The following is a 22,745-nucleotide window of genomic DNA, read 5'->3' as shown; positions in this document are numbered from 1 at the left end:
AGGGGGTCACAGGATTGTGCATTTGGAGGCGCGCCAACGGATGGTATCTCGTGAGCCATCTCGAAGGACCGTCATATGCTTGATTTGACCCGCCGTTCATTTATCACCGCCGCTGCCAGCCTCTGCTTAGCACGGCCTGCTTTTGCCATCGGCCACCCTGTTTCAACAGGCAGCAACGGGGTGGCGATACAGGGCTACGACACCCACGCCTATTGGGGCAAAGGGGCCGCTCATATGGGTGACCCCTCTCATCTGGTCGAATGGCGCGGCGCGCCGTGGCAGTTTTCCACGGCCACCGAGGCCGAAATGTTTGCCGCAACCCCTGCCCGCTTTGCCCCACAGTTTGGCGGATTTTGCACCCGCGCCATGTCATTCAAAAAGGTCGTGGATAGCGACCCTATGGTCTGGCGTATTTTTGAGGCAAAGCTTTATCTCTTTGCCCGGCCGAAAGGCGGCAAGGCATTTGACAAGGATGCCGCAACAATCATTGCCAAGGCGCAGGCCCATTGGGACACCCTCGGCTGATCGTCCAGCAGATCAGTAGATATAGCGGATCTGATCCGTCCAATAACGTTCCATCCGTTTCAGCGATCCGGTGATTTCGGAGATGCCGTCCTGTCCCAATACCCCCTTGTCACGCAAACCGTCCGCATGGCGTTCAAAAAGATCTGATACCACATCGCGGATGTTGCGGCCCTTTTCGGTCAGACGCACCCGCACCGAACGGCGATCAATCTCACACCGCTGATGGTGCATGTATCCCATTTCGACCAGCTTTTTCAGGTTATAGCTGACGTTGCTTCCCTGATAATAACCGCGGCTTTTCAATTCGCCGGCGGTCACTTCATTGTCGCCAATGTTGAAGAGCAAAAGCGCCTGAACCGCGTTAATTTCAAGAGCGCCAACGCGCTCGAACTCGTCTTTTATCACATCCAGCAGCAAGCGGTGCAATCGTTCGACCAATGAAAGCGCTTCGAGATAGCCGATCATAAAATCGTTGTTTCGAGCGCTTTGCCCGATGGGGTCTTGAATACTCATCCGAGGTCTCCGACTCATTTGTTGAGCCAGAAACTGAAGAATAAAACAGAATATTTCGTTAAACCGCGCCGATGCCGCGCCGCGGATTATTTAAGCGGTGCAAAATCGGCGCTGATTTCAGCAATCAAGCCAGCAAATTGCGCCGGAGCTGGTTGTTGCCCTGTGACCCATTGATAAAGATCATGATCATTCTCGTTAAGCATCGCATCATAAAGGTCGAGCCCCGGATCGGCCATCTGCGCCAGATGACGATCCGCGAATGAGGTCAGTATCAGGTCCATTTCCTTGATGCCACGCCGGATCGAACGCATGTACAGCCGTTTGACTTTATGATCCCTCTGTTCCTCAGCCATGTTGTGGTGCCTCAAGTGCCAGACGCAGCCGCTTTTCAAGCCGGCCAAGGTTCTCAACATTTGCAAGCATCTCGGTCCGCAGCAACCGGATGTCGGCCAGGATTGTTTGCATGTCTTCGCCCACGGCCTCAGCATCTTGCGGGGCGTCGATGCCCTCGCCCTCACTGTTGATCAGCCACATCATGGAAACATTTAGCAACCCCGCCAAAATGGACAACCGGTTGGCCCGTGGTTCTGAACGGTCTTCCTCCCATGCCCGCAGCGTAGCCAGCTTTACGCCCAGTCGCTTGGCCAAAACGCCCTGGGTCATACCAGCACGTTCGCGGGCTGCCGCCACTCGATCCCCAAATGTTGCGGCCTCTGGGCTATACCAGTCTGTTTCATCGGTCATTGCGTCATCTCTCCCTTTTGTCCACGCGCAATGCGCTTGAACGGCGCAAGGGTGGACCCTATGAGTGTATACGAACCCATAACGCTCTGAGGCCCAGAATGGAACTGCTCTCCGCAACGCTTGACCGCGTCAAACCGTCCCCAACCATCGCTGTTTCCAACAAAGCGGCCGAATTGAAGGCCGCGGGACAGGATATCATCGGCCTTGGGGCCGGCGAGCCGGACTTTGACACGCCGCAGAACATCAAGGATGCAGCGATTGCCGCGATCAATGCAGGCAAGACCAAATACACTGCGGTAGACGGTATTGCGGAACTGAAGCAAGCGATTTGCGCCAAATTCAAACGCGACAACGATCTGGACTACAAGCCGTCTCAGGTCAGTGTCGGCACAGGCGGCAAACAGATCCTGTATAATGCGTTGATGGCGACATTGAACGAGGGTGACGAGGTGGTGATCCCCGCCCCCTATTGGGTCAGCTATCCCGATATGGTGCTGCTGGCCGGCGGCACACCGGTGATTGCAGAGGCGTCATTACAAACCGGTTTCAAGCTGACAGCGGATCAGTTGGAAGCCGCGATTACCGACAAGACCAAATGGCTGATCTTCAACTCCCCCTCCAACCCGACCGGTGCGGGGTATACTTGGGACGAGCTGAAGGCCCTGACGGACGTTCTGATGCGTCACCCGCATGTGATGGTGATGACGGACGATATGTATGAACATCTGGTTTATGATGATTTCAGATTCTGCACACCCGCACAGGTGGAGCCACAGCTTTATGACCGAACGTTGACCGTCAATGGTGTATCAAAAGCCTATGCAATGACGGGCTGGCGCATCGGATACGCTGCCGGGCCGGAAAAACTGATCGGGGCAATGCGCAAGGTACAGTCGCAATCCACATCAAACCCCTGTTCGGTCAGCCAGTGGGCAGCGGTCGAGGCATTGAACGGTACGCAGGACTTCATCGCGCCGAACAATGAAATGTTCGCCCGCCGGCGTGATCTGGTGGTCAAGATGCTGAACGAGGCCGATGGCATCCGCTGTCCCGTGCCGGATGGTGCCTTTTATGTCTATCCGTCGATTGCCGGCTGCATTGGCAAAACCTCTGCCGCGGGTGTGAAAATCACCGACGACGAAGTTTTCGCCACGGCCCTGCTGGAAGAGACCGGCGTTGCCGTTGTCTTTGGTGCGGCATTCGGCCTTTCACCCAACTTTAGAGTGAGTTACGCTACGTCTGATGCAGCTCTGACAGAGGCCTGCACCCGTATTCAGACCTTCTGTGCGGGCCTGACGTAAAGAGGGAGCGTTATCCATGTCGGCAGAACTGCCAGAATATTACTTCCGCGTCCGTGAAAACGGCGCGGCGGTCTTTCGCGTCGACACTGAAAACCGCCAACGCCGGATCGAAATGGATCAGATCGCGGTTGTGAACATCAAAAACGGCGAAGTCAAACCGCATGGTGACCGCGCTCTGTCCGAAGAGGACAGAACAACCATCCGGACCTGGATGTCCGAGCGCATGGCGGTTTTGGCCCGCCGCGACATCGACGACATTTTCCGCGCGGTGGACCATATGAACCTGACCACACAATGGGCACAGTCCAAGGCCAGTGACGAACAGCTTGAGGCGGTCACCGACCAGCTGCTGCTAGCGATGCACGACCTGCGCAGCACATTGGTCCGCAAAAAGGCCGACCGCCTGCTCAAAAAGAAAAGGTAGCGCTGCCGCCTCAGGCCTGTTGCGACTTTTTGTGCAAGGACGGCATGGTGAATTTCCAGAACCGGACATTCAGCAGCACAGCGGCAAAGGCCAGCCCGATAACCAACCCGCCCCAGACGCCAATGCCGTCCCAGCCCAGCACAAAACCCAGCAGGTAGGAACAGGGTACGCCAACGCCCCAATAACTGAACGCGGCCATCCACATGGGCACGTTGGTGTCCTGCACCCCGCGCAACACGCCAAGGGCAATCACCTGTGCGCCATCGACCAGCTGGAACAATGCCGCCATCGCCAACAGCCCAACCCCAACGGTCAGAATTTCTGCCCGCGCCGGTTCGTTCTCCTGCATGAACAGTTGGATCAGCGGCTCTGGCCAGCTGACGAAAATCGCAATTGTCGCAACGGCAAAAACCACGGACATCGTTGTCACAACCGATGCACCCCGGGCCATATGCATCGTGTCCCGCCGGCCCAGCGCGTTCCCCGCTCGGATCGTGGCCACATTGCTGAAGCCCAGATGCACCATGAACGTGATCGACGCCAGCTGCATCACAATCCCATGCGCCGCCAGCGGGATGGTGCCCAGCCAGCCCATCATCACCGCAGCGGCGGCAAACAGCCCCACTTCGCTGAGCGTGGTCAACCCGATCGGCAGGCCCAGACGGAATACCCGCACCAACATCTGCCAATCCGCCCGCCAGAACCGCACAAACAGCTGGTGTTGCGGCACAACCACCAGAATATAGATCACCACGCCAACCAGCGACACCAGCTGTGTCGTGACCGAGGCCAGCGCCGCGCCGACAATGCCCAGTTCCGGCGCGCCCCAGTTGCCAAAGATAAACGCATAATTGGCCAGTGCATTTACCGCCGCCGCCAAAAGGGTGATGCCCAGCACCACCTGTGTCCGCTCAAGCGCCGCCAGATAGGATTTCAGCACCATCACCAGAAGGGCAGGCAAAATTCCCCAACCCGCCACCGCAAGATAGGCCGCCGCCTGTTCCGCAACGACCTCGCCCTGCCCCAAAAGGCGCAGCATGGGTTGCGAGAAAATCAGAACCGGCAGCGCCACGACACCAAAGGCCAGCGACAACCACAGCCCCATACGCGTGGCACGGCGGATCGCGACCTCATCCTCTTCGGCAGCAAAAGACGCCACCATCGGCATCACCGCAAAGGCAAAGCCCGATCCGAAAATGAACAACACAAAGAAACAGGTCCCGGCAAGCGTGACCGCGGCCAGTGCTTCGACGGAATACCACCCCACCATGACCGTATCGGTCACCGTGATGGCAATTTGCCCCAAGTGCCCACCGATCAGCGGCAGGCCAAGAGTGAGGACCGCGCGGACGTGGCCGGGATATGTCATTGAAGTGCTCATTTGATAGGCATACGCCTCGGCGATACCAAGGGAAAGGGGGCAACTGCGCGAAATCGTCCTGGCCTCTGATCCATCAAAATAATGCGGTCATCCCGACGGATAGGGACGCACGAGGCGCTGCCTTGCCGGGTCCGGTCGCTGTAACCCAGCGTCGTCAGTGGTACATACGGCAATGATATGCTTGGGTGAGGATAGTTTGAGACATTGGCGCGGATTTGTCCAAGGATCGTTGCAACCGAAATGCACCGATCCGCCCTATCGGCCACAGGAAGCCCGCGCAAATTTGATTAATGCCGGAAGGACAGATGTATGAGCGCGCCCAGAACAGAGACTGTTGAGTTACATGGCAACCCGTTCTTTATTCGCCATTGGGGGGATGAGAACCTGCCGGTTCTTTTGATGCTGCACGGGTTTCCCGAATACGGCGGTGCCTGGGGACAGCTTGCCCCCCTATTGGCGCAGCGCTTTCATTGCATTGCACCAGACCAGCGCGGATTTGGCCAAAGCTGGGCCCCCGCCGAGGTGTCCCAATATGCCACGTCAAAGCTGGTGGCCGATATGGCCGCACTGATTGGTGATGTGCCGATCCATGTGCTGGGCCATGACTGGGGCGCAGCGGTTGCCTATGGTCTGGCGATGTTCCGCCCTGAACTGGTGCAAAAACTGATCATCATGAACGGGGTGCATCCGGTGCCGTTCCAGCGCGCGTTGGCCAAGGGCGGCGCGCAGGCCGAGGCCTCGCAATACATCCACTACCTGCGCAGCGAAGGCTCTGAAAACCGGCTGGCCGAAAATGACTTTGCCAAGCTTTCCACCTTGTTTTCGGCCAGTATGAATCATGCTTGGGCGGATGCGGCAACCGCTGCCGCCTATCGCACGGAATGGGCACGCCCCGGACGGATGCGCGGCATGGTGAACTGGTACCGCGCCTCTCCTCTGGTGGTGCCAAAGGTTGGTGAGGTTGTGCAAATGCCGGAGCTGCCCTTGGACAAGCTGCATGTGCGCTGTCCTCATTTGCTGATCTGGGGGGCCGAGGACACGGCGCTGTTGCCCGAAGCGACAGAGGGGCTTGAGGATTTTGCCCCGGAGTTGACCCGCGTTGACATCACCGGCGCAGATCACTGGTTGCACCATCAGCAACCCGAGGCCGTAGCACAGGCAATCCTGAACTGGGTTGCTTGATAGATGGGTGGATGGCGGGATAAATCCCGCCCTACAGCAGCAAGACAGGGTGTGGCGGGACTGATCCCGCCCTACGCATGACCCCAGTCATCGGGATCATCATTGTTGCCCGGGCTCAGGCCGATCACGTCGCCCTGCGTCGAACACCCCAGCCCCAGAACCGTGCGGTTGGCATAGGAAAAATACGCGCTAACCTGATTAATCTCGAGGATCTCGCCGTCCTCCCAACCTGCATCCCGCAGCGCTTGCACATCGCTCTGGACCAAATCCGCCGGATTAACCGTCAGCTTTTGGGCATAGCGCAGTGCTTCCTGCTCCCGCCCGTCCAAAGGGGCCTCGGCGATATCACGCGCCTCGATTGCAGCCCGCAACCCATCGGCCCGCACATCATCGCGCAACAGACGTTTCAGGCCGGCAAAGTGATGCTCCACGCAGTAGGAACAGGTATTTAGCGAAGATACCCAAACCCCCAGCGTTTCCAGAAACCACTTTGGCACCGCATTGTCCTTGTGATGCAGTACATATTTGTAAATCGCCATGTGCCCTTCCATCGTGTGCGGGCGCAGCGAATGCATCATCATGATGTTGTCGACATTGCTGTTCGGCCCGGTCACACGTTTGTACAGCGCGCGCAGTTTGCCGGTGGCGGCGTCGAAAGGAATTGTTTTGATCCATGCCATATCAGGGCTCCTTGCTTGGATCTTGGAAAAGAAACGTGAAACACCGCACAACGCAACCCCTTCGCTTGCAAATTCGCACAGCGGGTACGCCAAAGCCGGCAATCGATTTGCCCATATCTCCTCGATGCCCCGCCTGCCGCCCCGTTCACGCATCAAACCTGTGGATGATCCCAGAAGCATGATTGCGCGCCCCTGTCGCGCCTGTCAGAATAGCGCAAACCAAAAACAGCGAGCAGCCCCATGAGCGATCTTCTGTCCGGCCAGGAACCTGAAAAATACGACGCCTCCTCGATCGAGGTGCTGGAGGGGCTGGAGGCCGTGCGCCTGCGCCCCGGTATGTACATTGGCGGCACCGACGAACGCGCGCTGCATCACATGGTGGCCGAGGTGCTGGACAACTCCATGGACGAGGCCGTCGCCGGCCATGCCAACCGGATTGAGGTCGAGCTGCACGCAGATTACGCCATCACCATCCGCGATAACGGGCGCGGTATTCCGATTGATCCCCACCCCAAATTCCCCGACAAATCCGCACTTGAGGTGATCCTTTGTACGCTGCACGCGGGCGGCAAGTTTTCAGGCAAGGCCTATCAGACCTCGGGCGGTTTGAACGGTGTGGGCTCTTCAGTGGTGAACGCCCTGTCCGACAGCATGGTTGTACAGGTCGCGCGCAACCGCGAATTGTTCGAACAACGGTTTTCGCGCGGTGTGCCGCTGGGCCCCTTGGAAAAGCTGGGTGCGGCCCCCAATCGGCGCGGCACCACGGTGACCTTCCACGCCGACCCAGATATCTTTGGCGGGCATCGCTTCAAACCCTCGAAACTTTATAAATCTGTCCAGTCCAAGGCCTATTTGTTCTCCGGCGTCGAAATCCGTTGGAAATCCGAGATCGCAGATGGCGACACTCCGCAAGAGGCGACTTTTCATTTCCCCGGCGGCCTGTCTGATTACCTCAAGGAGACGCTGGGCGGGGCGATGACCTATGCCGATGCGCCCTTTGCCGGCACCGTGGATTTTCAGGAGAAATTCGGCGCACCGGGTAAAGTGGAATGGGCGATCAACTGGACCCCGACCAAAGACGGGTTCATCCAGTCCTATTGTAACACGGTTCCCACCCCCGAGGGCGGCACCCATGTCGCCGGTTTCTGGGCTGCGATCCTCAAGGGGATCAAGGCTTACGGCGAATTGTCGCATAACAAAAAGGCCGCACAGATCACCCGTGAAGACCTGGTTTCAGGCGGCTGTGCCCTTGTGTCCTGCTTCATCGCTGATCCGGCCTTTGTGGGCCAGACCAAGGACCGCTTGTCAACGGAATCCGCCCAGAAAATGACCGAGGGCGCGGTGCGCGACCATTTCGACAACTGGCTGGCGGCAGATACAAAATCCGCCGGTGCCATTCTTGATTTTCTGGTGCTGCGGGCCGAAGAACGCCTGCGCCGCCGTCAGGAAAAGGAAACCGCGCGCAAATCCGCAACGAAAAAACTGCGCCTGCCCGGCAAACTAACCGATTGCACCAACAAGGACCGCACTGGCACCGAGTTGTTCATCGTCGAGGGCGACTCTGCCGGTGGCTCGGGCAAAGGCGCGCGGGACCGCAAGACACAAGCGTTGCTGCCGCTGAAGGGCAAAATTCTGAACGTGCTGGGGGCGGCCTCGTCCAAGCTGACAACAAATGCGGAAATCAGCGACCTTTGCGAGGCGCTGGGCTGTGGCATGGGCACCAAATTCAACCTTGATGACCTGCGCTATGACAAGATCATCATTATGACCGATGCGGATGTCGACGGGGCGCATATCGCGGCACTGTTGATGACGTTTTTCTACACGCAGATGCGCCCCTTGATTGACGGCGGCCACCTCTATCTGGCCTGCCCGCCGCTGTTCCGCCTGACACAGGGGGCGAAACGGCTCTATGTGGCGGATGACGCAGAGAAAAACCACTGGTTGGAAAAGGGTCTTGGCGGCAAGGGCAAGATTGATTTGCAACGCTTTAAGGGTCTGGGCGAGATGGACGCGAAGGACCTGAAAGAAACCACAATGGACCCCGCAACGCGCAAGTTGATTAGGGTATCGGTGCAAGAGGATGTACCGGGTGAAACCGGCGATCTGGTAGAGCGTTTGATGGGGAAAAAGCCGGAGTTGCGGTTCCAGTACATTCAGGAGAACGCGAAGTTTGCGGCTATGGAGGAGTTGGATGTTTGACCATTGGTTCATGGAATTTCCCGCGAAATAGTCAAGATGTCGTCTACGGGTTCATAGACGCTGAAAATGTTCGCCAGAAATTGTGGGAAAAATTGAGAAGTTTTGGCTTTGAAAACGAAGAGATTCAAGAATTTTATTTTTCTGGCGTCACAAAAACCTGTAACGCAAAACGGATTTACCTTTATTGCGCAATAAGAAAGAATGGCGAGCCAAATGGCTTTGTGAGGAAATTGCAAACCGTCCCTTCACATATTGTGCGGTTCACTCTTCTAAAGAAAATAGGGGAGAAGAGTAAGGAAGAAGGAGTCGATGTTCGCCTAGCTGTTGAAGCCATGCAATTAGCAGCTCAGGACAAACTGTCTGGAGCGATTATCTTCAGTGACGACGGAGATCTCTTGCCTTTAATAAATGCGTTAGTCGATTTAGGTATCTCTACAACCGTTTGCGCCTTCGGCAATCCAAATATCGGCAGCGTTTCGCCAAGAATGCGAGACAATTCGGATAATTATGTTCGCATCGGTAGATTGTTACTTGCCCGCTGCATTCCGGGCGTAACTACAAATGCCGTTACCAGCATAGAACGCGCCCAAGAGCATTATAACGTTTCAAAACTTGGAACCGCAGCAACTGTCATCGCAAACAGCACCATTGACGGAACAGAAGTGGCGATTGTACAGCGTGACACCGATTTAATTGCTGTTGTTCTGCATTTCCCTTCCAGCAATCAGAGTGAAATCCACAACTTTAACGTTTCGGACGAAAGGGCAAAAAGGTTGCTCGTAAAAATGTTTTCTAGCGGGTGAACCGCGCCCTCCTGCTATCATCACGCTGTCGGCCTTCCGCTCCCAACACTCGTTACCGCATCCCAATGCGCCTTTGGCGCATAGCCCCTTCCCTTCCCCCCATGGGGAAGGGGCTTCAACGCAACCTAAGTGAGGCTGTGCAACGGGCATTTAACAACGGTTACGTTTGGCGCATTGGTGGACATAGCATCTGTGGCTACGGGGGAACTCCGATCAAGGGCGCGCGTGGGTTGCACCTGCGAAATCACGCCCTAGGGTGGACGCACCCCACCCATAACGGAACCCGCAGACATGACACCCGAAACCGCCCAGACCATCCTTGATCAGGGGTTCGCCCCTTGGATCAAGGCCCTGTCCCCCGTGATCAATGAAATCTCCGCGACCAAGACTGTCATGACCATCCCAATCAGCCCCGACATCAAACGCATTGGCGACATCGTCTGTGGTCAGGCCCTCACCGCGCTGGCTGATACCGCCATGGTCTTTGCCTGTTTCGGCCATCTGGACGCGCCCGAACCCGTGGGCACTGTGACGCTGGACACCCAGTTCCTGCGGCCCGCGACGGGCGACAGCATCCGCTGCGAGGCGGAGGTGACCCGCGCCGGGAAATCAATGCTCTTTGCCCGCTGCACTCTGATCGCCGAACCCTCGGGCAAGCCTGTGGCCCTGGCCACCGCCACTTTCGCCCGATGATCGGACATCAAATCATCCGCGCCCTGGCCCTCTGTCTGTTGCTGGCCGCCTGTGGCCGGCCCCTGACCGAGAATGAACGCGCCTTTCTGGGCACGATCCACGGCGATACTTTGAACTATGACCGCGTGCGCCTGCATGATGGGGCACCCACGCGCGCGGTCACATTCCGGCGCAAACCGCGCCCGCGCACCACCTGTCGCGAATTGATCCTGCCCCCGCCGACAGAAGAAATTGTAACGACAAAACCCGCCGCTGTGGCGCTCTATAACCGTGTCCTCTTTGATAAGGACTGGTTTATCGACGACTACCTGCCTGAATACCCCGATACCATCGGCCTTATCGCCGCCATGCTGTTCGCCCATGAGATGACCCATGTCTGGCAATGGCAGAACCGCGCCACCACCGGCTATTCACCGCTGCGGGCGGCGTCCGAACATGGCGGCGGTGCCGACCCCTATCTCTTTGAGATCGACAAGATGCGCAAATTCGGCGACTTCGGATTTGAACAGCAAGGCTCAATTGTCGAGGAATACGTGTGTTGCCGCGCCCTTGCGCCCACCGCCCCGCGCACGCAACGCCTGCACGGGCTGATTGCTCAGGTGATGCCGGTCAAACCCCTGCCCCAGACACGCGAATGGAGTGTGCGCCTGCCGTGGGACGGGCTTGAGGTGCGCGGAATCTGCGGTTAACGCTGGATGCTTTCCAGATAGCCCAGCAAACCAGCCAAGGCGCGCGGTGTCGGGGTCAGCACCCCGTCAACCTCTACCGGCACCAGATCGTCGGCCATGGCCGGGCCGAATTCCGGCATCACACGGGTCAGGTGGTTGTCCGCCGGATCGCCCCAGATATAGCTGAGCGCACGGGCGGTCGGAAAAGTGCCGCCGTTGCCGCGCGCCAGAACCGTAAGGTCACTGGGCTTGGGCGTCAAATCAGCGCTGACCGGGCCGTTCCCGCGGCCACTGTTGCCGTGACAAGACGCACAGTTCTGCGCAAAAAACGCCTGCCCCTCGGAAGGTTCTGGCATGGATACAGGGGCACAGGCCACCAATACAGCAAGCGCCGCTCCGGCCCCCAAAGAAAAAGTCGTGACGTTCATAATGCGCTCCCGTTTTGGTGTGATGGGTAGCCTGACAGATCAGACACACAAGGCCATGACCTAGATCAACTTTGGGCTCAAGCCCCATTAATCCTGCCCCCTCCGTAAACCTGCCCTCCCGGTTTATCCGATTGCGTTCCTGATGAGCAGCCCCTGCGCAGGAGTAGTTTTTACTTCAAGCAGATATGGCGCAGGTCAGAGGCAGAGCCAGCCCCCCGTCACGTACCGGCATAAACCTGCCGGTACCTGCTTCGGGTTGGATGTCGTGGGGATGCTCAGATTTATGAATACACCGCGTCGACAATGAACTCTACTTTCAACTCGGGGCGGGCCAATCTGGCTTCACCACAGGCGCGGGCCGGTGCGTGGCCGGCGGGGACCCAAGCGTTCCAGACTTCGTTCAACCCGTCAAAGTCCTTCATGTCTGCCAACCAGATGGTGACCCGCAGCATGTTTTCACGGGACGATCCCGCGCGCTCTAAAAGGGTATCGATATTGGCCAGACATGTGCGTACCTGATCTTGGATCGTGTCTCCCTCGGCCACTTGGCCGGTCAGGTAGACCAAACCATTATGTTTCACGATTTTCGAAGACCGTGTGCCGGTGTCGATGCGTTCGATCATGGGAATTCCTTGCGTTTATGTTGTGCTGCATCCCCTAAGGGATGCTGAGATTGCCATATGGTCACGAGTTCAAAATTGAGGCAAACTCGATTTCATTGAATCTATTTCAGGAATATTTAAGTTGGCGATCAAGATTGATATGCTCCGCTGTTTTGTCATGGTGGCCGCCCATGGCAGCCTTTCAGAAGCCGCCGAAGCGCTGGGGCGCACCCCCTCTGCGTTGTCCATGATGTTGAAGCAATTCGAAGAGCATGTCGGCTCTGCCTTGTTCGAAACCGCGCGCAAGTCGCGCCTGACCCCGATCGGAGAGCTGATCCTGGTAGAAGCACGCCGCGAAGTCAGCCATTTCGAGAACACGGTTTCCGTCATCGAGGGGTTGTCACAATCAGAACTTGGCTACCTGCGGCTGGCTGTAACCCCCTCTGTGGCAACAACGGTCTTGCCCCCGGTTATCTCAAAGTTTGCAGCGAAGTACCCTAAGGTTCAGATTGATCTGCGCGACATGGATTCCGCAACAATCGCACGCGAACTAGGCCATGAACGCGCAGATATCGGGATTGGTTCTTTTCCTGAAATTGACGGGATGCGCCGGAGCGAGCTTTTCAGCGACGCCTTTGGTCTGGTCTGCTGCAAAGATCATCCCCTTGTCGCAAATTGGGATCAGCTGGCATGGCGCACGATGGGCGATCAGATGATCATCGCAAACGGCCTTTGTCATTTGATCACCGACCCGGATTTTGCCCCCATATTGGCGCGTTCACGTTTAATGGTCCCCAATACGGCGTCCTTGCTGGGGCTTGTACGACAGGGAATCGGGATAACGGTTCTGCCGCAGCTGGCCGTGATCAACCGGCTGGACGAATTCGCATTCCTGCCCCTCGCTGACGTGACCACGCGGCGCACGGTGCATATGATGTCGCGCCCAAACAACCTGTTGATGCCCGCAGCCCGCGAATTTTTCAAACTTGTGACCGAGATGAAGCGGGATGGCAGTCTGGTGCCTTCAGCCTGACTTCAGAAATCCTGAATAAAAATAAAGTAAATTGCAAATGCCTGAATCAACAGTTCAGGCTATCCTCCCCCTGCGCGCTGCTGCGACTTCAGATAAAAAGGGATACATCATGCCGGACACCAACTTGAACTTAATCGCAGGTGAATGGGTGCCGGGTGCATCTGAGATCGAAAACCGCAACCCTTCCGACCTGACCGATCTCATTGGGATGTTCGCACAGGCAACGCCGGACCAGCTGGATGCGACGCTGGAACAGGCACGGCGTGCGCAGGTGGAATGGGCGGCCTACGGGATCGAACGCAAATACAACGTCCTGATGGCCATCGGCACCGAGATGATGCAACGCGCCGAAGAGTTGGGCACCCTGCTGGCCCGCGAAGAAGGCAAGCCGCTAGCGGAGGGCAAAGGTGAAGTCTACCGCGCCGGCCAGTTCTTTACCTATTACGCCGCTGAAACACTGCGCCAGATGGGCGAGACTGCGGATTCTGTGCGCGACGGGATCGAAATTGACGTGCGCCGCGAACCTGTGGGTGTTGTGGCTGTCATCTCGCCATGGAACTTCCCAACGGCAACCGCCTCATGGAAAATCGCACCGGCCCTGTGTTACGGCAATGCCGTGGTCTGGAAACCCGCAAATGTCACGCCGGCCTCTGCTGTGGCTCTGGTTGAGATCATCGCGCGTCAGGACATCCCCAAGGGCCTTGTGTCGCTTGTGATGGGTGCGGGCAGCGCGATCGGTCAACGCTTGGTCGAAAGCCCCAAAGTAAACGCCATCAGCTTTACCGGATCGGTTCCTGTTGGCAAAGGCATCGCCGCCAGCGCCATCCAGAACCTCACACGTGTCCAGATGGAGATGGGCTCAAAGAACGCCCTCGCCGTGATGGATGACGCCGATCTGGATCTGGCTGTTTCGCTGGCATTGGGCGGCGCATTTGGCGGATCGGGGCAAAAATGCACCGCCTCCTCCCGTCTGGTTGTGCATCAGTCCGTGCATGATCAGTTTGTCGAAAAATTGGTTGCGGGTGCCAAGGCGATGAAAGTCGGTCACGCGCTTGAGGCCGGCACCCAGATGGGCCCGGTTGTGTCTGAACAGCAATTGAACGAAAACCTTGCTTACGTCGATCTTGCGGCCTCCGAAGGGGCAGAGCTGTTGTGCGGCGGTCAACGTTTGGAAATGCCGACCGAGGGTTACTATATGTCACCCGGCGTCTTTGTGGGCACCAACAATGACATGCGGATCAACCGTGAAGAGATGTTTGCCCCCCTCGCCTGTGTCATCCCTGTTGCCAGCTATGACGAGGCGCTGCATGTGGTCAACGACACCAATTTTGGCCTGACCGCAGGGATTGTCACCACCAATCTGGCCCGCGCCACCCATTTCCGCCGCAATGCGCAATCAGGCTGTGTTATGGTCAACCTGCCAACCGCCGGCACCGACTATCACGTGCCGTTTGGCGGGCGCGGTGACAGTTCCTACGGACCACGCGAACAGGGGCGTTCAGCGGCTGAGTTCTATACGATTGTGAAAACGGCTTATATTTCTTCGGGTGTGCCATCATGATGCTGATCGATAACCTTCAATACGCCAACTGGTCAGAGAAAATCTTTCGTCAGATGCGCGCGGGCGGCGTGGACGCGGTGCATGTTACCATCGCTTATCACGAGAACTTCCGCGAGACGGTGTTGAATTTTGAGCAGTGGAACCGCTGGTTCGAACAATATCCCGACCTGATCATCAAGGGCCAATGGGCCAGCGACGTGGACCGCGCCAAGGCCGAGGGCAAGACCGCGATCTTCTTCGGTTTCCAGAACCCCAGCCCGATTGAGGACGACATTGGGCTGGTCGAAATCGTGCATACCCTTGGCGCGCGCTTTATGCAGCTGACCTATAACAACCAGTCCTTGCTGGCGACGGGCTGTTACGAGGCCGAAGACACGGGCATCACCCGCATGGGCCGTCAGGTGATCAAGGAAATGAACCGGGTTGGGCTGGTCGTTGACATGAGCCATTCGGCGGATCGTTCAACCATTGAAGCGGCAGACATCTCTGAGCGCCCCATCGCGATTACCCATGCCAACCCTTATGAATGGTCACCCGCCTTGCGCAACAAAAAGGACGACGTGATCCGCGCGGTGACGCAGAACGGCGGAATGTTGGGATTCTCTGTCTATCCGCACCACCTCAAGGGCAAATCCGACTGCACCCTCGAGAGCTTTTGCGAGATGATTGCCCGCACAGCTGAGAAGTTCGGGTCGCAAAACCTCGGGATTGGGACGGATCTGTGTCAGGACCAGCCCGACAGTATTGTAGAATGGATGCGCGTCGGCCGCTGGAGCAAGGAAATAGACTATGGCGAGGGATCAGCGGCAGCACCCGGGTTCCCGCCGATGCCGCATTGGTTCAACGACAACCGGGACTTTGGGAATATCAAGGCCGGTTTGCGCGCCACGGGGCTGAGCGACGGGGAGGTCGCAGGCATCATGGGAGACAACTGGCACAGGTTTTATGCGGAAAACTTTACACCACTAAGCTAACAGGATCCGTCGGGGAGGACAGGCCATGCAGCCAAAGGCAGAGACATCACAGACCATTGCCAAACGTGATCCCGAACGGGTCATGCGGCTTTCTCGACTGGGGTCGTTTCATCAGTCTCGCCTGTCCTTCATGCGAATTCTGACCCGCCGAATGACCCGCGAAAACTGGACCTTTTCCCGTCCGGTCTTTGAATTTGACGACAAGGGGGTCGGCCATGCCGTCTACTGCGCGCAGACCCCCGACCGCACCTATTCCCTCATCGCCTTTGGCCATGACCTGCCGCCGCAAGACCGCTCTGACAGGGTGATTGCAACGGCTTGGGACAGCACCTTTACGATGTTTGACGGCGTTCCCGATAAGGCTGACATCGAAAGGCTGCGCGCCAATATCCCGCTTCAGGAAGCGGGCCGCGTGCGCGAAACCGAACTCTCTGTCTCTCGCGCGAACCGGTCCGTCCGGCTGTGGGATCATGTGGTGTCACGCCTTGCCGCTGGCACGCAGCCGGATCAACACGAGGTCGATAAAGTCGGCTATCTTATGCGCACCACAGCGGTTTACGGGTCCGGCAAACTGGGTGCGGCAGACCGCGAGGTGATCGCAGACCGCGCCGAATGCGCCGCCCCGTTCCAGATCGAGATGCTCTCGGTCTTTCTCACCCGCACCTATGTGCGTGATCTGGTACAACATATGGCTGCCCTTAAAGGGGGCGCAGATGCGGTGACGTTGGATGCAGAGATCGCCCGCAGCATGGGTATTGGAAACTCCACCGGGTTGGGCATGGCACCGTTTTTGATCAACCACCCGAAATTATTCAACAACTGGATTGCAGCCCGCGAAGAGGCAATCGCTCTTGTGCGCAATGTGGAGGTTGCAACAGACGCAGAGATTGCGCTGTTCCGGGACCTGCTCGATCGGTCCCTCCTTTCCGCTGACATCTGGTATTCCGAGCATCCGGTCCAGATCGCGAAACTGAAACACCTACGCCGCGACCTCTCGGCACTGGCCGCCCATGTTGCAGAGGCCAACCTTCAGAATGCCCGCCCATGGGACAGGCTTTATACTTGGGCAGAAGACACCTTGGGCGAAGATGCGCAGGAATGTCTGGCCTCTTTGATCTTGGAACCCTATGGGCGGCTCGTCGACCATCTGGCCGATCAGATGTCAGACAAGGACCGGCAGGCGTTTCGCATAGATGGCACAATGCGGGTGTCCGACCTGCGCGCGGTTCTGGAGCGCTCTTACGGTTGGGCGCTGAATATTGACTGGTCACAAAAAAACCAATGCGCCCGCGCATGGTATGTCTCTGCCGAAAAGCTTGAGCCGCGTTTGGGGGAACGTTTCGAAGAACCCATCGCCTGCTATGAGCAGCCTTTGGCCCCCGGACGGGATGCAGCCGGGCTTTATGCCGCGTTGAAAGACGAGGATGGCAACAACACGCTGGCAGCCTTCCTTTTGGCCCACCCCGAGCATCGCCACAGTGTGCGGCGGGCCCAGATCGTGGCACAGGCCCCCTATGCGGAAATCCGCGACAACACGATCGGATCGGAGCTGATGCCGATTGATATGCTGCGCTGTAAACTGTCGTTCTTTGGGGCGACGCATTTCGACCCAAGGTCGGACCGTTGGGTGCGGATTTGCATGTTCGGCAATGCGCCCTACCCCGAAGAGCTGGCTTCGGCAAAAGGCGATGACTGGTCCTACCCTCCTGCGACAAGGTCCGCGACATGAACCGCTCTTTGAATGAAATTTCCGCCCATGCAATCCGCGCCGCACGCGGGGCTGGTCTGTCTTGGGGAATGGCAGAGGAGACAGGGCGTGCCACACGGTGGCTTGCCTCGCATGATCTTGCGGGGCCCGCCGCCCTGTGTAACGTGCTGACCAAAAATGACGGGGCACCCCATTTGGCGGTCGCGCCGGTGTCCTTGGACGGTGAATGGCACGCGCCCAAGGGTGACCTTTGCCCGCTTACCGCAGGCGCAGCCCTGAACGATTGCGCAGACCGGCTTGCCCATGGGCAGCCCGTTACGATGGTCAATGTGGCGCATCCGTTGCTGATCCTGCCTTTCGCAGCCTGGGCCGCGATCCATCTGAAACAACCCGTGCGGGTGATCTGGCAAAACGTACAAATCGACACCGATGGTGACACGATTTGGGTCAACGCCGCGCAAGGTGACCTCGACACAGACCGGGCAGAGACACTGAGCTGCCAACTTGCCGCGCCGCGCAGGGACGCCGGCAGTCGCCCCGCCCAGCGCGGCACTGTCGGCCCGGATCTATGGGCCCGGCTCGACATGTTTGCAAAACGCACATTTGCACCTGCCACCGAAGCGTCGCGCCTGCTTGGCGCGGGGGCTGGTGTCTCGGACAACGACTGACACGAAACAAGTTAGCCCGCAGTCAAAGCGTCAAACGGCTGCGGGACATCGAAGCACGGCGCAACGAAAGAACAGGGGACCATAAATGTCTATAAAACCACCCTTTACCGAGTTGGAGATTGAAAAAGCTCCATCCGGTTTTTACGAAGGCTATAGCCTTCCCATCGCAGTGATCAGTAAGGCCATTATGGTCGCGCTGGTTGTCTGGGCCCTTGTCTGGCCCGGAAATGCCAGCAGCGTTCTGTCTTCGGTCAACGGCAGCTTGTTGAACGGTTTCAACAGCTTTTACATCGTATCGGTCGGTGCATTTGCCATTTTTCTGTTTGTTCTGGCCCTGCTGCCTGCAACCGGCAGCAAGAAACTGGGTACGGCGGACACTGTTCCCGAGTTTTCCAACTTCTCCTGGTTTTCCATGATGTTTGGTGCCGGTCTGGGTGTTGGGCTTATGGTTTTCGCCACTGCCGAACCGCTTGGCCTTTGGGGGTCAAACCCCGAGATCCTTTCCGGCGCAGTTGCCCCGAATACTGAGGAAGCAGTGCAATCAGCGTATCGCTACACCTTCCTGCACTACGGGTTCCATGCCTGGGCGATTTACGTTCTGACCGGCCTGTCGCTTGCCTATTACGCCTATACCCGCGAGATGCCCCTGACGATCCGCTCGGCGCTGACACCTCTATTGGGTAAAGCAGCAAACGGTTTCTTCGGACATCTGGTGGATGTGCTGGGCGTTGTGGCAACCATCCTTGGTGTTTCTGTCACCATCGGCTTTGGTGTCAGCCAGTTCGTTGATGGCGTCTATGCGGTTTCCGGCATGGAATGGCTGATGAACGGGGACGCGGATGCGCCCAAGCCAAGTACTGTTGGTCTGATTGCCGCTCTGCTGGTGATCATGGGCTTGTCGATCCTCTCGGCGGTATCTGGTGTTGGCCGCGGGATCAAATACCTCTCGAACCTTAATCTGGTTCTGTCGGTGATCCTGCTGTTGACCTTTGTCATTTTCGGCTCCTTCGCCTTTGCCATGACAAAATTCGGTGCCGGTCTGGTCGATTACATCCTGCACTTCGTGCAACTGTCCTTCGGCGCTTATGGCCCGCAAGCGGCGGATGCCTTTGCAACGGCACTTCCCGAGGCGGCACAGGCGCTTCCAGCTGAAGACATCGCAGCAATCTATGGCTCTGCCACCTCACCTTGGGGTTCCCTGAGCGGGTTCACCGAAGGGCTGCCTGCTTCTGCTGCCGCTCTGGACGCCGAAGCACTTTACGCTGCAGGCGAGCCGGGCCGTCAGTTCGGCTGGCAGGCCGGCTGGACCACGTTCTACTGGGCATGGTGGATTGCGTTCTCACCCTTCGTAGGCTTGTTCCTCGCGCGGATTTCCAAAGGCCGCACGGTGCGTGAATTCATCCTTGGCTGCGTGATTGCACCTGCAATCGTCTGCTTCTTGTGGATGACCATTCTGGGCGGTACGGCAATTGATCTGGAACTGAACGGCGACGCTGCCGGGTCGCTGATCGGCGCAACCAACACTGCCAAGTTGTTTGCAACCCTTGGACAAATGATCTCTGGCGGGTTCCTGTCAGCCATCACCATCATGTGTGTGGTTCTGATCATGACCTTCCTCGTGACCTCCGCGGACTCGGGCATTCTGGTGATGAACACGATCATGTCCGGCGGTGAGCAGGAAACCGGCATCAAGCACCGCATCATCTGGGGCCTGATCCTGACCGCCGTCATCGGCGCATTGATCATCGCCGGCAACAGCGGGGCTGAGTCCAATCCTTTTGGGGCGCTGCAAAATGCCATGATCATCGGCGCACTGCCGTTCACAATCGTGATGATGTTCATGATGATCTCGCTTGTGAAGGCGCTGTATCGTGACAGCATCCGGGCAAAAAACGACTGACCCGCGACACATAAGGACCGCGCCACCTGCGCGCCCTACCAAACCTGAATAACAGGTTGCACCACCCACCCGGGATTTCCTCGGGTGGGTGTTTTTCCGCACCCTAACAGGACTTGACGGCTTGCAAGCCCGGTTTGCCCCTCAGTTCGCGATTGCCAGGTGTGACAAGCTGCTCACGCAAAAAAGCCACATCGCAACACAGGCGACGATGATAGGCACTTGATAGAAATAGAATTGAAATGGCGGAGATGGCATTGGCTCATGCTATGGGCAACAAGGTTGAAGCCGCATCCCGTCGTGGAGATATGATTGAACGTCGTCGCGCGATGATGGAAAAATGGTCAAACTACTTAAATACCGATTGAAATTTTCTCACCGGCAAGCAGAGATTGATCCTCTCCTACCTCAATACACTCAGATGCGTAGTAAATTTTTTATCCTCACCTGACTCTGTTGCGCAAATCGGTCGAGGGCCAAGGTTTCCCTTTCCCCAGACGGATTTATCCCACGGCCCCTGTGACGGGTATGCCAAGCGCGGTGAATCCGTTCATGACCGCAACACCGAGCTGAAGCTCGGCAACCTGACGTCCATAATCCCGTGCCATCAGTCTTTGTCCCAGCAGTTTCATGCCGTGCATCTTGGTTTCGGCACGACTTCGGCGGTGGTATCCACTCCATTTCCGCCAAAGCGCTCGGCCAAGGTATTTCGACGCCCGAGCGCTTCATTGCACGCAATCGCGCCTACGGTGTCGCTATAGATGGGCTGTCGGCCTCTCTTACTGGTCGGCCGGGCCTCCCACGTCATCTCGGGATCGAACCAGATCGTCATCGAGCCACGACGCTTCAGCGCGTCGTTATAGGCGCGCCAGTTCTTGATCTTGTAGGTCGGGGGGGCCTGCTCATGCCTTCAAGCTATCACGCTGGATTCATGAGATGAATCCCTCTCCCGACTTGCGCAACAGAGCCGGTTACGATCAACACGTGGCCAACCCAACAGCCGTGGTTTGCGGCTGGACCTTGGATTTTGAACTGCTACAATAACTTGAGCGCCGTCGCGTTGCTAAGCTTAGTTGCGGCTGGACCTCGGATTTTGAACTGCTACAATAAGCATACCCTATCCCTCCTTGCCCGCGTCGTTGCGGCTGGACCTCGGATTTTGAACTGCTACAATCACGCTTGAACTGCAGCTTGGATCGAACCAGTTGCGGCTGGACCTCGGATTTTGAACTGCTACAATCCAACTCTCGCGAGAGTCGGGCGACATGTTCGTTGCGGCTGGACCTCGGATTTTGAACTGCTACAATATCGGTGCTGGTGGTTCTGGGGGCATTCGTGTTGCGGCTGGACCTCGGATTTTGAACTGCTACAATAGCCCTCCAGGTAACCCTCTGATAACATTAGAGTTAACCCGAGTGCTATTGTGGTATTTCGCAGCGAATTTCATTAAAACATGACCAATTGTTCTGGATTCTTGCGGGCACTTTTCCGGCCCTGATCCGAGAAATGTACAATATCACGATATTGCCTGTCTGTAAAATTCAGGATTTGCACGTCGCCTGCGTCCGGCAGGTGCCGCTCAATTTGGTTTACGCGGGTCACAAAAGCCTCTTTTCCATTCACAAATCGCGCATAGACTGAAAACTGGCTACGCTCAAAGCCCTCATCCAAGAGAAAATTGCGGAACGCCGTCGCGGATTTGCGTTGCAGTTTACTATCCGTGGGTAAATCAAACATTACAAGAATCCACATCAATCTATATCCTGATAAAATCGTCCGTTGACCGCTCATAGACCCAAACCTGCAAGCGTCAGCGGATCGGGTGGCCGTGGCAAGGCTAGACGCAATTTGCCGCCTTCAAAACTTTGCCCCAACGAGGTCGCAAGCTTTTGCAAGGCCAGAGAGACAGGCGTAACACCGTCGCCCAAGGGCAAATCGGTGGCGATGAGACGGGCAAGCGTTTGCTTGGCATTGGTATCGACCGCCACGCCATACCTTGCAATTATGGTGCGAACCGCGCAATCAACTAAAGGGCGAAATGGCTCCATTAGGTCATCGGCTAGTGCGAAGGCATTACTGCGGTTCGAATGAAACAAGCCAATGGTTGGGTGTAGGCCCGCAGCCACAACAGCCCGTGCAGTTGCGGCACGAAGCACCGTGTATCCATAGTTGAGAAGCGCATTTTCGCCCTCCTGCCCCGCATCACGCCGAAAGTCAGGCCCCATCATACGCGGCCAATAATAACGGGCAGCTTGTGCCTCAATATTGCTGCTGTCACCGGAGGTAATCTTGCGCAGCATCATATGCAGCGGTGCTGGCGCTTCGCCCATCGCATCAAGTACTGCAGCTTGCATTGCCACCTTTGCGGTCACGACTTGTTTCCACGCCTGCTTGATCATGGGTGTTTTTGCCTGCCATTGCGCACGCATCCGCGCACCTTGGGCATGGTGGCCCTCAATTGGTAAAAGAACGGATTTCGGGGCGTGATTAGCGCTGCACAAAACAACGGGGGCACCCCGCTCAGCCAGTTCAGTGAGTAGTGACATTGACCAAGTCGTACCATGGGCATGAACGATCACAGCTGCGATCTGATCTAAAGGGGCACGGCCAATTTCGGTCTCGTTCTCTGACACCTTCAAAAAGCCACGGTCACGCGACAGATGCCGTCCATCTGTCGCAATATCAATAATCTGGTCCACCGGTTACCTTTCGTGCCCCCACACAAATCGGCTCACCCCAGGATTGTAGTCGAGGTTGG

Annotated in this window: 24 protein-coding genes, 1 pseudogene and 1 CRISPR repeat array; of the genes and pseudogenes, 15 read left to right on the top strand and 10 right to left on the bottom strand. The window is 57.2% G+C overall.

The features are described from left to right. Positions 1 to 75: 75 nt before the first annotated feature. Positions 76 to 525 (top strand): YHS domain-containing (seleno)protein, encoded by a 450-nt coding sequence (locus HKX44_RS01415; RefSeq protein WP_276149518.1) that lies wholly within the window; start codon positions 76 to 78, stop codon positions 523 to 525. A gap of 12 nt (positions 526 to 537) precedes the next feature. Here HKX44_RS01415 and HKX44_RS01410 read toward each other — a convergent pair whose 3' ends face one another. From HKX44_RS01410 to HKX44_RS01400, 3 genes are all read right to left on the bottom strand, one after another. Next, on the bottom strand, positions 538 to 1,038 hold the full coding sequence (locus HKX44_RS01410; RefSeq protein ID WP_276149517.1) for a winged helix DNA-binding protein: 501 nt from the start codon (positions 1,036 to 1,038) through the stop codon (positions 538 to 540). Positions 1,039 to 1,124: 86 nt separating this feature from the next. Continuing rightward, positions 1,125 to 1,391 carry a succinate dehydrogenase assembly factor 2 gene (locus HKX44_RS01405; RefSeq protein ID WP_276149516.1) on the bottom strand — a complete coding sequence of 89 codons (267 nt, stop codon included), beginning with the start codon at positions 1,389 to 1,391 and terminating at the stop codon, positions 1,125 to 1,127. After that, a complete protein-coding gene (locus HKX44_RS01400; RefSeq protein WP_276149515.1) occupies positions 1,384 to 1,782 on the bottom strand; it encodes a helix-turn-helix transcriptional regulator in 399 nt (132 codons plus the stop codon). The genes HKX44_RS01405 and HKX44_RS01400 overlap by 8 nt, the downstream gene beginning before the upstream one ends. Before the next feature lie 98 nt (positions 1,783 to 1,880). On the opposite strand from HKX44_RS01400, the gene HKX44_RS01395 reads away from it, so the two are divergent. After that, a complete protein-coding gene (locus tag HKX44_RS01395) occupies positions 1,881 to 3,083 on the top strand; it encodes a pyridoxal phosphate-dependent aminotransferase (protein WP_276149514.1) in 1,203 nt (400 codons plus the stop codon). A gap of 16 nt (positions 3,084 to 3,099) precedes the next feature. Continuing rightward, positions 3,100 to 3,507, top strand: coding sequence for a hypothetical protein (locus HKX44_RS01390; protein WP_276149513.1), 408 nt, complete (start codon positions 3,100 to 3,102; stop codon positions 3,505 to 3,507). 10 nt (positions 3,508 to 3,517) lie between these two features. Here HKX44_RS01390 and HKX44_RS01385 read toward each other — a convergent pair whose 3' ends face one another. Next, positions 3,518 to 4,888, bottom strand: a complete 1,371-nt coding sequence (locus HKX44_RS01385) for an MATE family efflux transporter (protein ID WP_276149512.1) — start codon at positions 4,886 to 4,888, stop codon at positions 3,518 to 3,520. A gap of 309 nt (positions 4,889 to 5,197) precedes the next feature. On the opposite strand from HKX44_RS01385, the gene HKX44_RS01380 reads away from it, so the two are divergent. Next, positions 5,198 to 6,070: an alpha/beta hydrolase gene (locus HKX44_RS01380; protein ID WP_276149511.1), complete on the top strand. Its 873-nt coding sequence runs from the start codon at positions 5,198 to 5,200 to the stop codon at positions 6,068 to 6,070. A 71-nt stretch (positions 6,071 to 6,141) separates the two neighbouring features. Here HKX44_RS01380 and HKX44_RS01375 read toward each other — a convergent pair whose 3' ends face one another. Next, positions 6,142 to 6,750 carry a peroxidase-related enzyme gene (locus tag HKX44_RS01375; RefSeq protein ID WP_276149510.1) on the bottom strand — a complete coding sequence of 203 codons (609 nt, stop codon included), beginning with the start codon at positions 6,748 to 6,750 and terminating at the stop codon, positions 6,142 to 6,144. A gap of 240 nt (positions 6,751 to 6,990) precedes the next feature. On the opposite strand from HKX44_RS01375, the gene parE reads away from it, so the two are divergent. From parE to HKX44_RS01355, 4 genes are all read left to right on the top strand, one after another. Continuing rightward, positions 6,991 to 8,952: a DNA topoisomerase IV subunit B gene (gene parE / locus HKX44_RS01370; protein ID WP_276149509.1), complete on the top strand. Its 1,962-nt coding sequence runs from the start codon at positions 6,991 to 6,993 to the stop codon at positions 8,950 to 8,952. Next, a complete protein-coding gene (locus tag HKX44_RS01365) occupies positions 8,949 to 9,755 on the top strand; it encodes an NYN domain-containing protein (protein WP_276149508.1) in 807 nt (268 codons plus the stop codon). The genes parE and HKX44_RS01365 overlap by 4 nt, the downstream gene beginning before the upstream one ends. 291 nt (positions 9,756 to 10,046) lie before the next feature. After that, a complete protein-coding gene (locus tag HKX44_RS01360) occupies positions 10,047 to 10,448 on the top strand; it encodes a PaaI family thioesterase (RefSeq protein ID WP_276149507.1) in 402 nt (133 codons plus the stop codon). After that, positions 10,445 to 11,137: a hypothetical protein gene (locus HKX44_RS01355; protein WP_276149506.1), complete on the top strand. Its 693-nt coding sequence runs from the start codon at positions 10,445 to 10,447 to the stop codon at positions 11,135 to 11,137. Before HKX44_RS01360 ends, HKX44_RS01355 begins: the two co-directional genes overlap by 4 nt. Here the strand turns inward: HKX44_RS01355 and HKX44_RS01350 are convergent. Further along, entirely contained in the window at positions 11,134 to 11,544 is a 411-nt protein-coding gene (locus HKX44_RS01350) for a cytochrome c (RefSeq protein ID WP_276149505.1), read from the bottom strand. The genes HKX44_RS01355 and HKX44_RS01350 overlap by 4 nt on opposite strands. Before the next feature lie 281 nt (positions 11,545 to 11,825). Beyond that, the gene (locus tag HKX44_RS01345) at positions 11,826 to 12,167 is read right to left on the bottom strand and encodes a RidA family protein (protein ID WP_276149504.1); all 342 of its coding nucleotides are present in this window, start codon (positions 12,165 to 12,167) and stop codon (positions 11,826 to 11,828) included. 121 nt (positions 12,168 to 12,288) lie between these two features. On the opposite strand from HKX44_RS01345, the gene HKX44_RS01340 reads away from it, so the two are divergent. The 7 genes from HKX44_RS01340 to HKX44_RS01310 all read left to right on the top strand — a co-directional run bounded on the left by HKX44_RS01340 (position 12,289) and on the right by HKX44_RS01310 (position 20,355). Next, a complete protein-coding gene (locus HKX44_RS01340) occupies positions 12,289 to 13,179 on the top strand; it encodes a LysR family transcriptional regulator (RefSeq protein WP_276153174.1) in 891 nt (296 codons plus the stop codon). A gap of 109 nt (positions 13,180 to 13,288) precedes the next feature. Further along, positions 13,289 to 14,740: an aldehyde dehydrogenase family protein gene (locus HKX44_RS01335; protein ID WP_276149502.1), complete on the top strand. Its 1,452-nt coding sequence runs from the start codon at positions 13,289 to 13,291 to the stop codon at positions 14,738 to 14,740. Continuing rightward, entirely contained in the window at positions 14,740 to 15,714 is a 975-nt protein-coding gene (locus tag HKX44_RS01330; RefSeq protein WP_276150777.1) for a membrane dipeptidase, read from the top strand. The genes HKX44_RS01335 and HKX44_RS01330 overlap by 1 nt, the downstream gene beginning before the upstream one ends. Before the next feature lie 25 nt (positions 15,715 to 15,739). After that, positions 15,740 to 17,443, top strand: coding sequence for a hypothetical protein (locus tag HKX44_RS01325; RefSeq protein ID WP_276149501.1), 1,704 nt, complete (start codon positions 15,740 to 15,742; stop codon positions 17,441 to 17,443). Next, entirely contained in the window at positions 17,440 to 18,090 is a 651-nt protein-coding gene (locus HKX44_RS01320) for a DUF3726 domain-containing protein (RefSeq protein WP_276149500.1), read from the top strand. The genes HKX44_RS01325 and HKX44_RS01320 overlap by 4 nt, the downstream gene beginning before the upstream one ends. A gap of 85 nt (positions 18,091 to 18,175) precedes the next feature. Continuing rightward, positions 18,176 to 19,990 carry a BCCT family transporter gene (locus HKX44_RS01315; RefSeq protein ID WP_276149499.1) on the top strand — a complete coding sequence of 605 codons (1,815 nt, stop codon included), beginning with the start codon at positions 18,176 to 18,178 and terminating at the stop codon, positions 19,988 to 19,990. Between the two features lie 239 nt (positions 19,991 to 20,229). After that, complete coding sequence (locus HKX44_RS01310) at positions 20,230 to 20,355, top strand: hypothetical protein (RefSeq protein WP_276149498.1); 126 nt, start codon at positions 20,230 to 20,232, stop codon at positions 20,353 to 20,355. A 135-nt stretch (positions 20,356 to 20,490) separates the two neighbouring features. Here HKX44_RS01310 and HKX44_RS01305 read toward each other — a convergent pair. The 3 genes and pseudogenes from HKX44_RS01305 to cas1 all read right to left on the bottom strand — a co-directional run bounded on the left by HKX44_RS01305 (position 20,491) and on the right by cas1 (position 22,686). Next, a pseudogene (locus HKX44_RS01305) lies at positions 20,491 to 20,867 on the bottom strand (transposase). A 126-nt stretch (positions 20,868 to 20,993) separates the two neighbouring features. After that, a CRISPR array of direct repeats spans positions 20,994 to 21,360; the repeat unit is 36 nt; unit sequence GTTGCGGCTGGACCTCGGATTTTGAACTGCTACAAT. A 73-nt stretch (positions 21,361 to 21,433) separates the two neighbouring features. Further along, positions 21,434 to 21,778, bottom strand: coding sequence for a CRISPR-associated endonuclease Cas2 (gene cas2 / locus HKX44_RS01300; RefSeq protein ID WP_276149497.1), 345 nt, complete (start codon positions 21,776 to 21,778; stop codon positions 21,434 to 21,436). Then, positions 21,775 to 22,686, bottom strand: a complete 912-nt coding sequence (gene cas1 / locus HKX44_RS01295) for a type II CRISPR-associated endonuclease Cas1 (protein WP_276149496.1) — start codon at positions 22,684 to 22,686, stop codon at positions 21,775 to 21,777. Before cas1 ends, cas2 begins: the two co-directional genes overlap by 4 nt. Positions 22,687 to 22,745: the final 59 nt, after the last annotated feature.

The organism is Sulfitobacter sp. M05, assembly GCF_029285175.1.
Taxonomy (GTDB): Bacteria; Pseudomonadota; Alphaproteobacteria; order Rhodobacterales; family Rhodobacteraceae; genus Sulfitobacter.
This window is presented reverse-complemented; position numbering and strand designations above follow the sequence as displayed.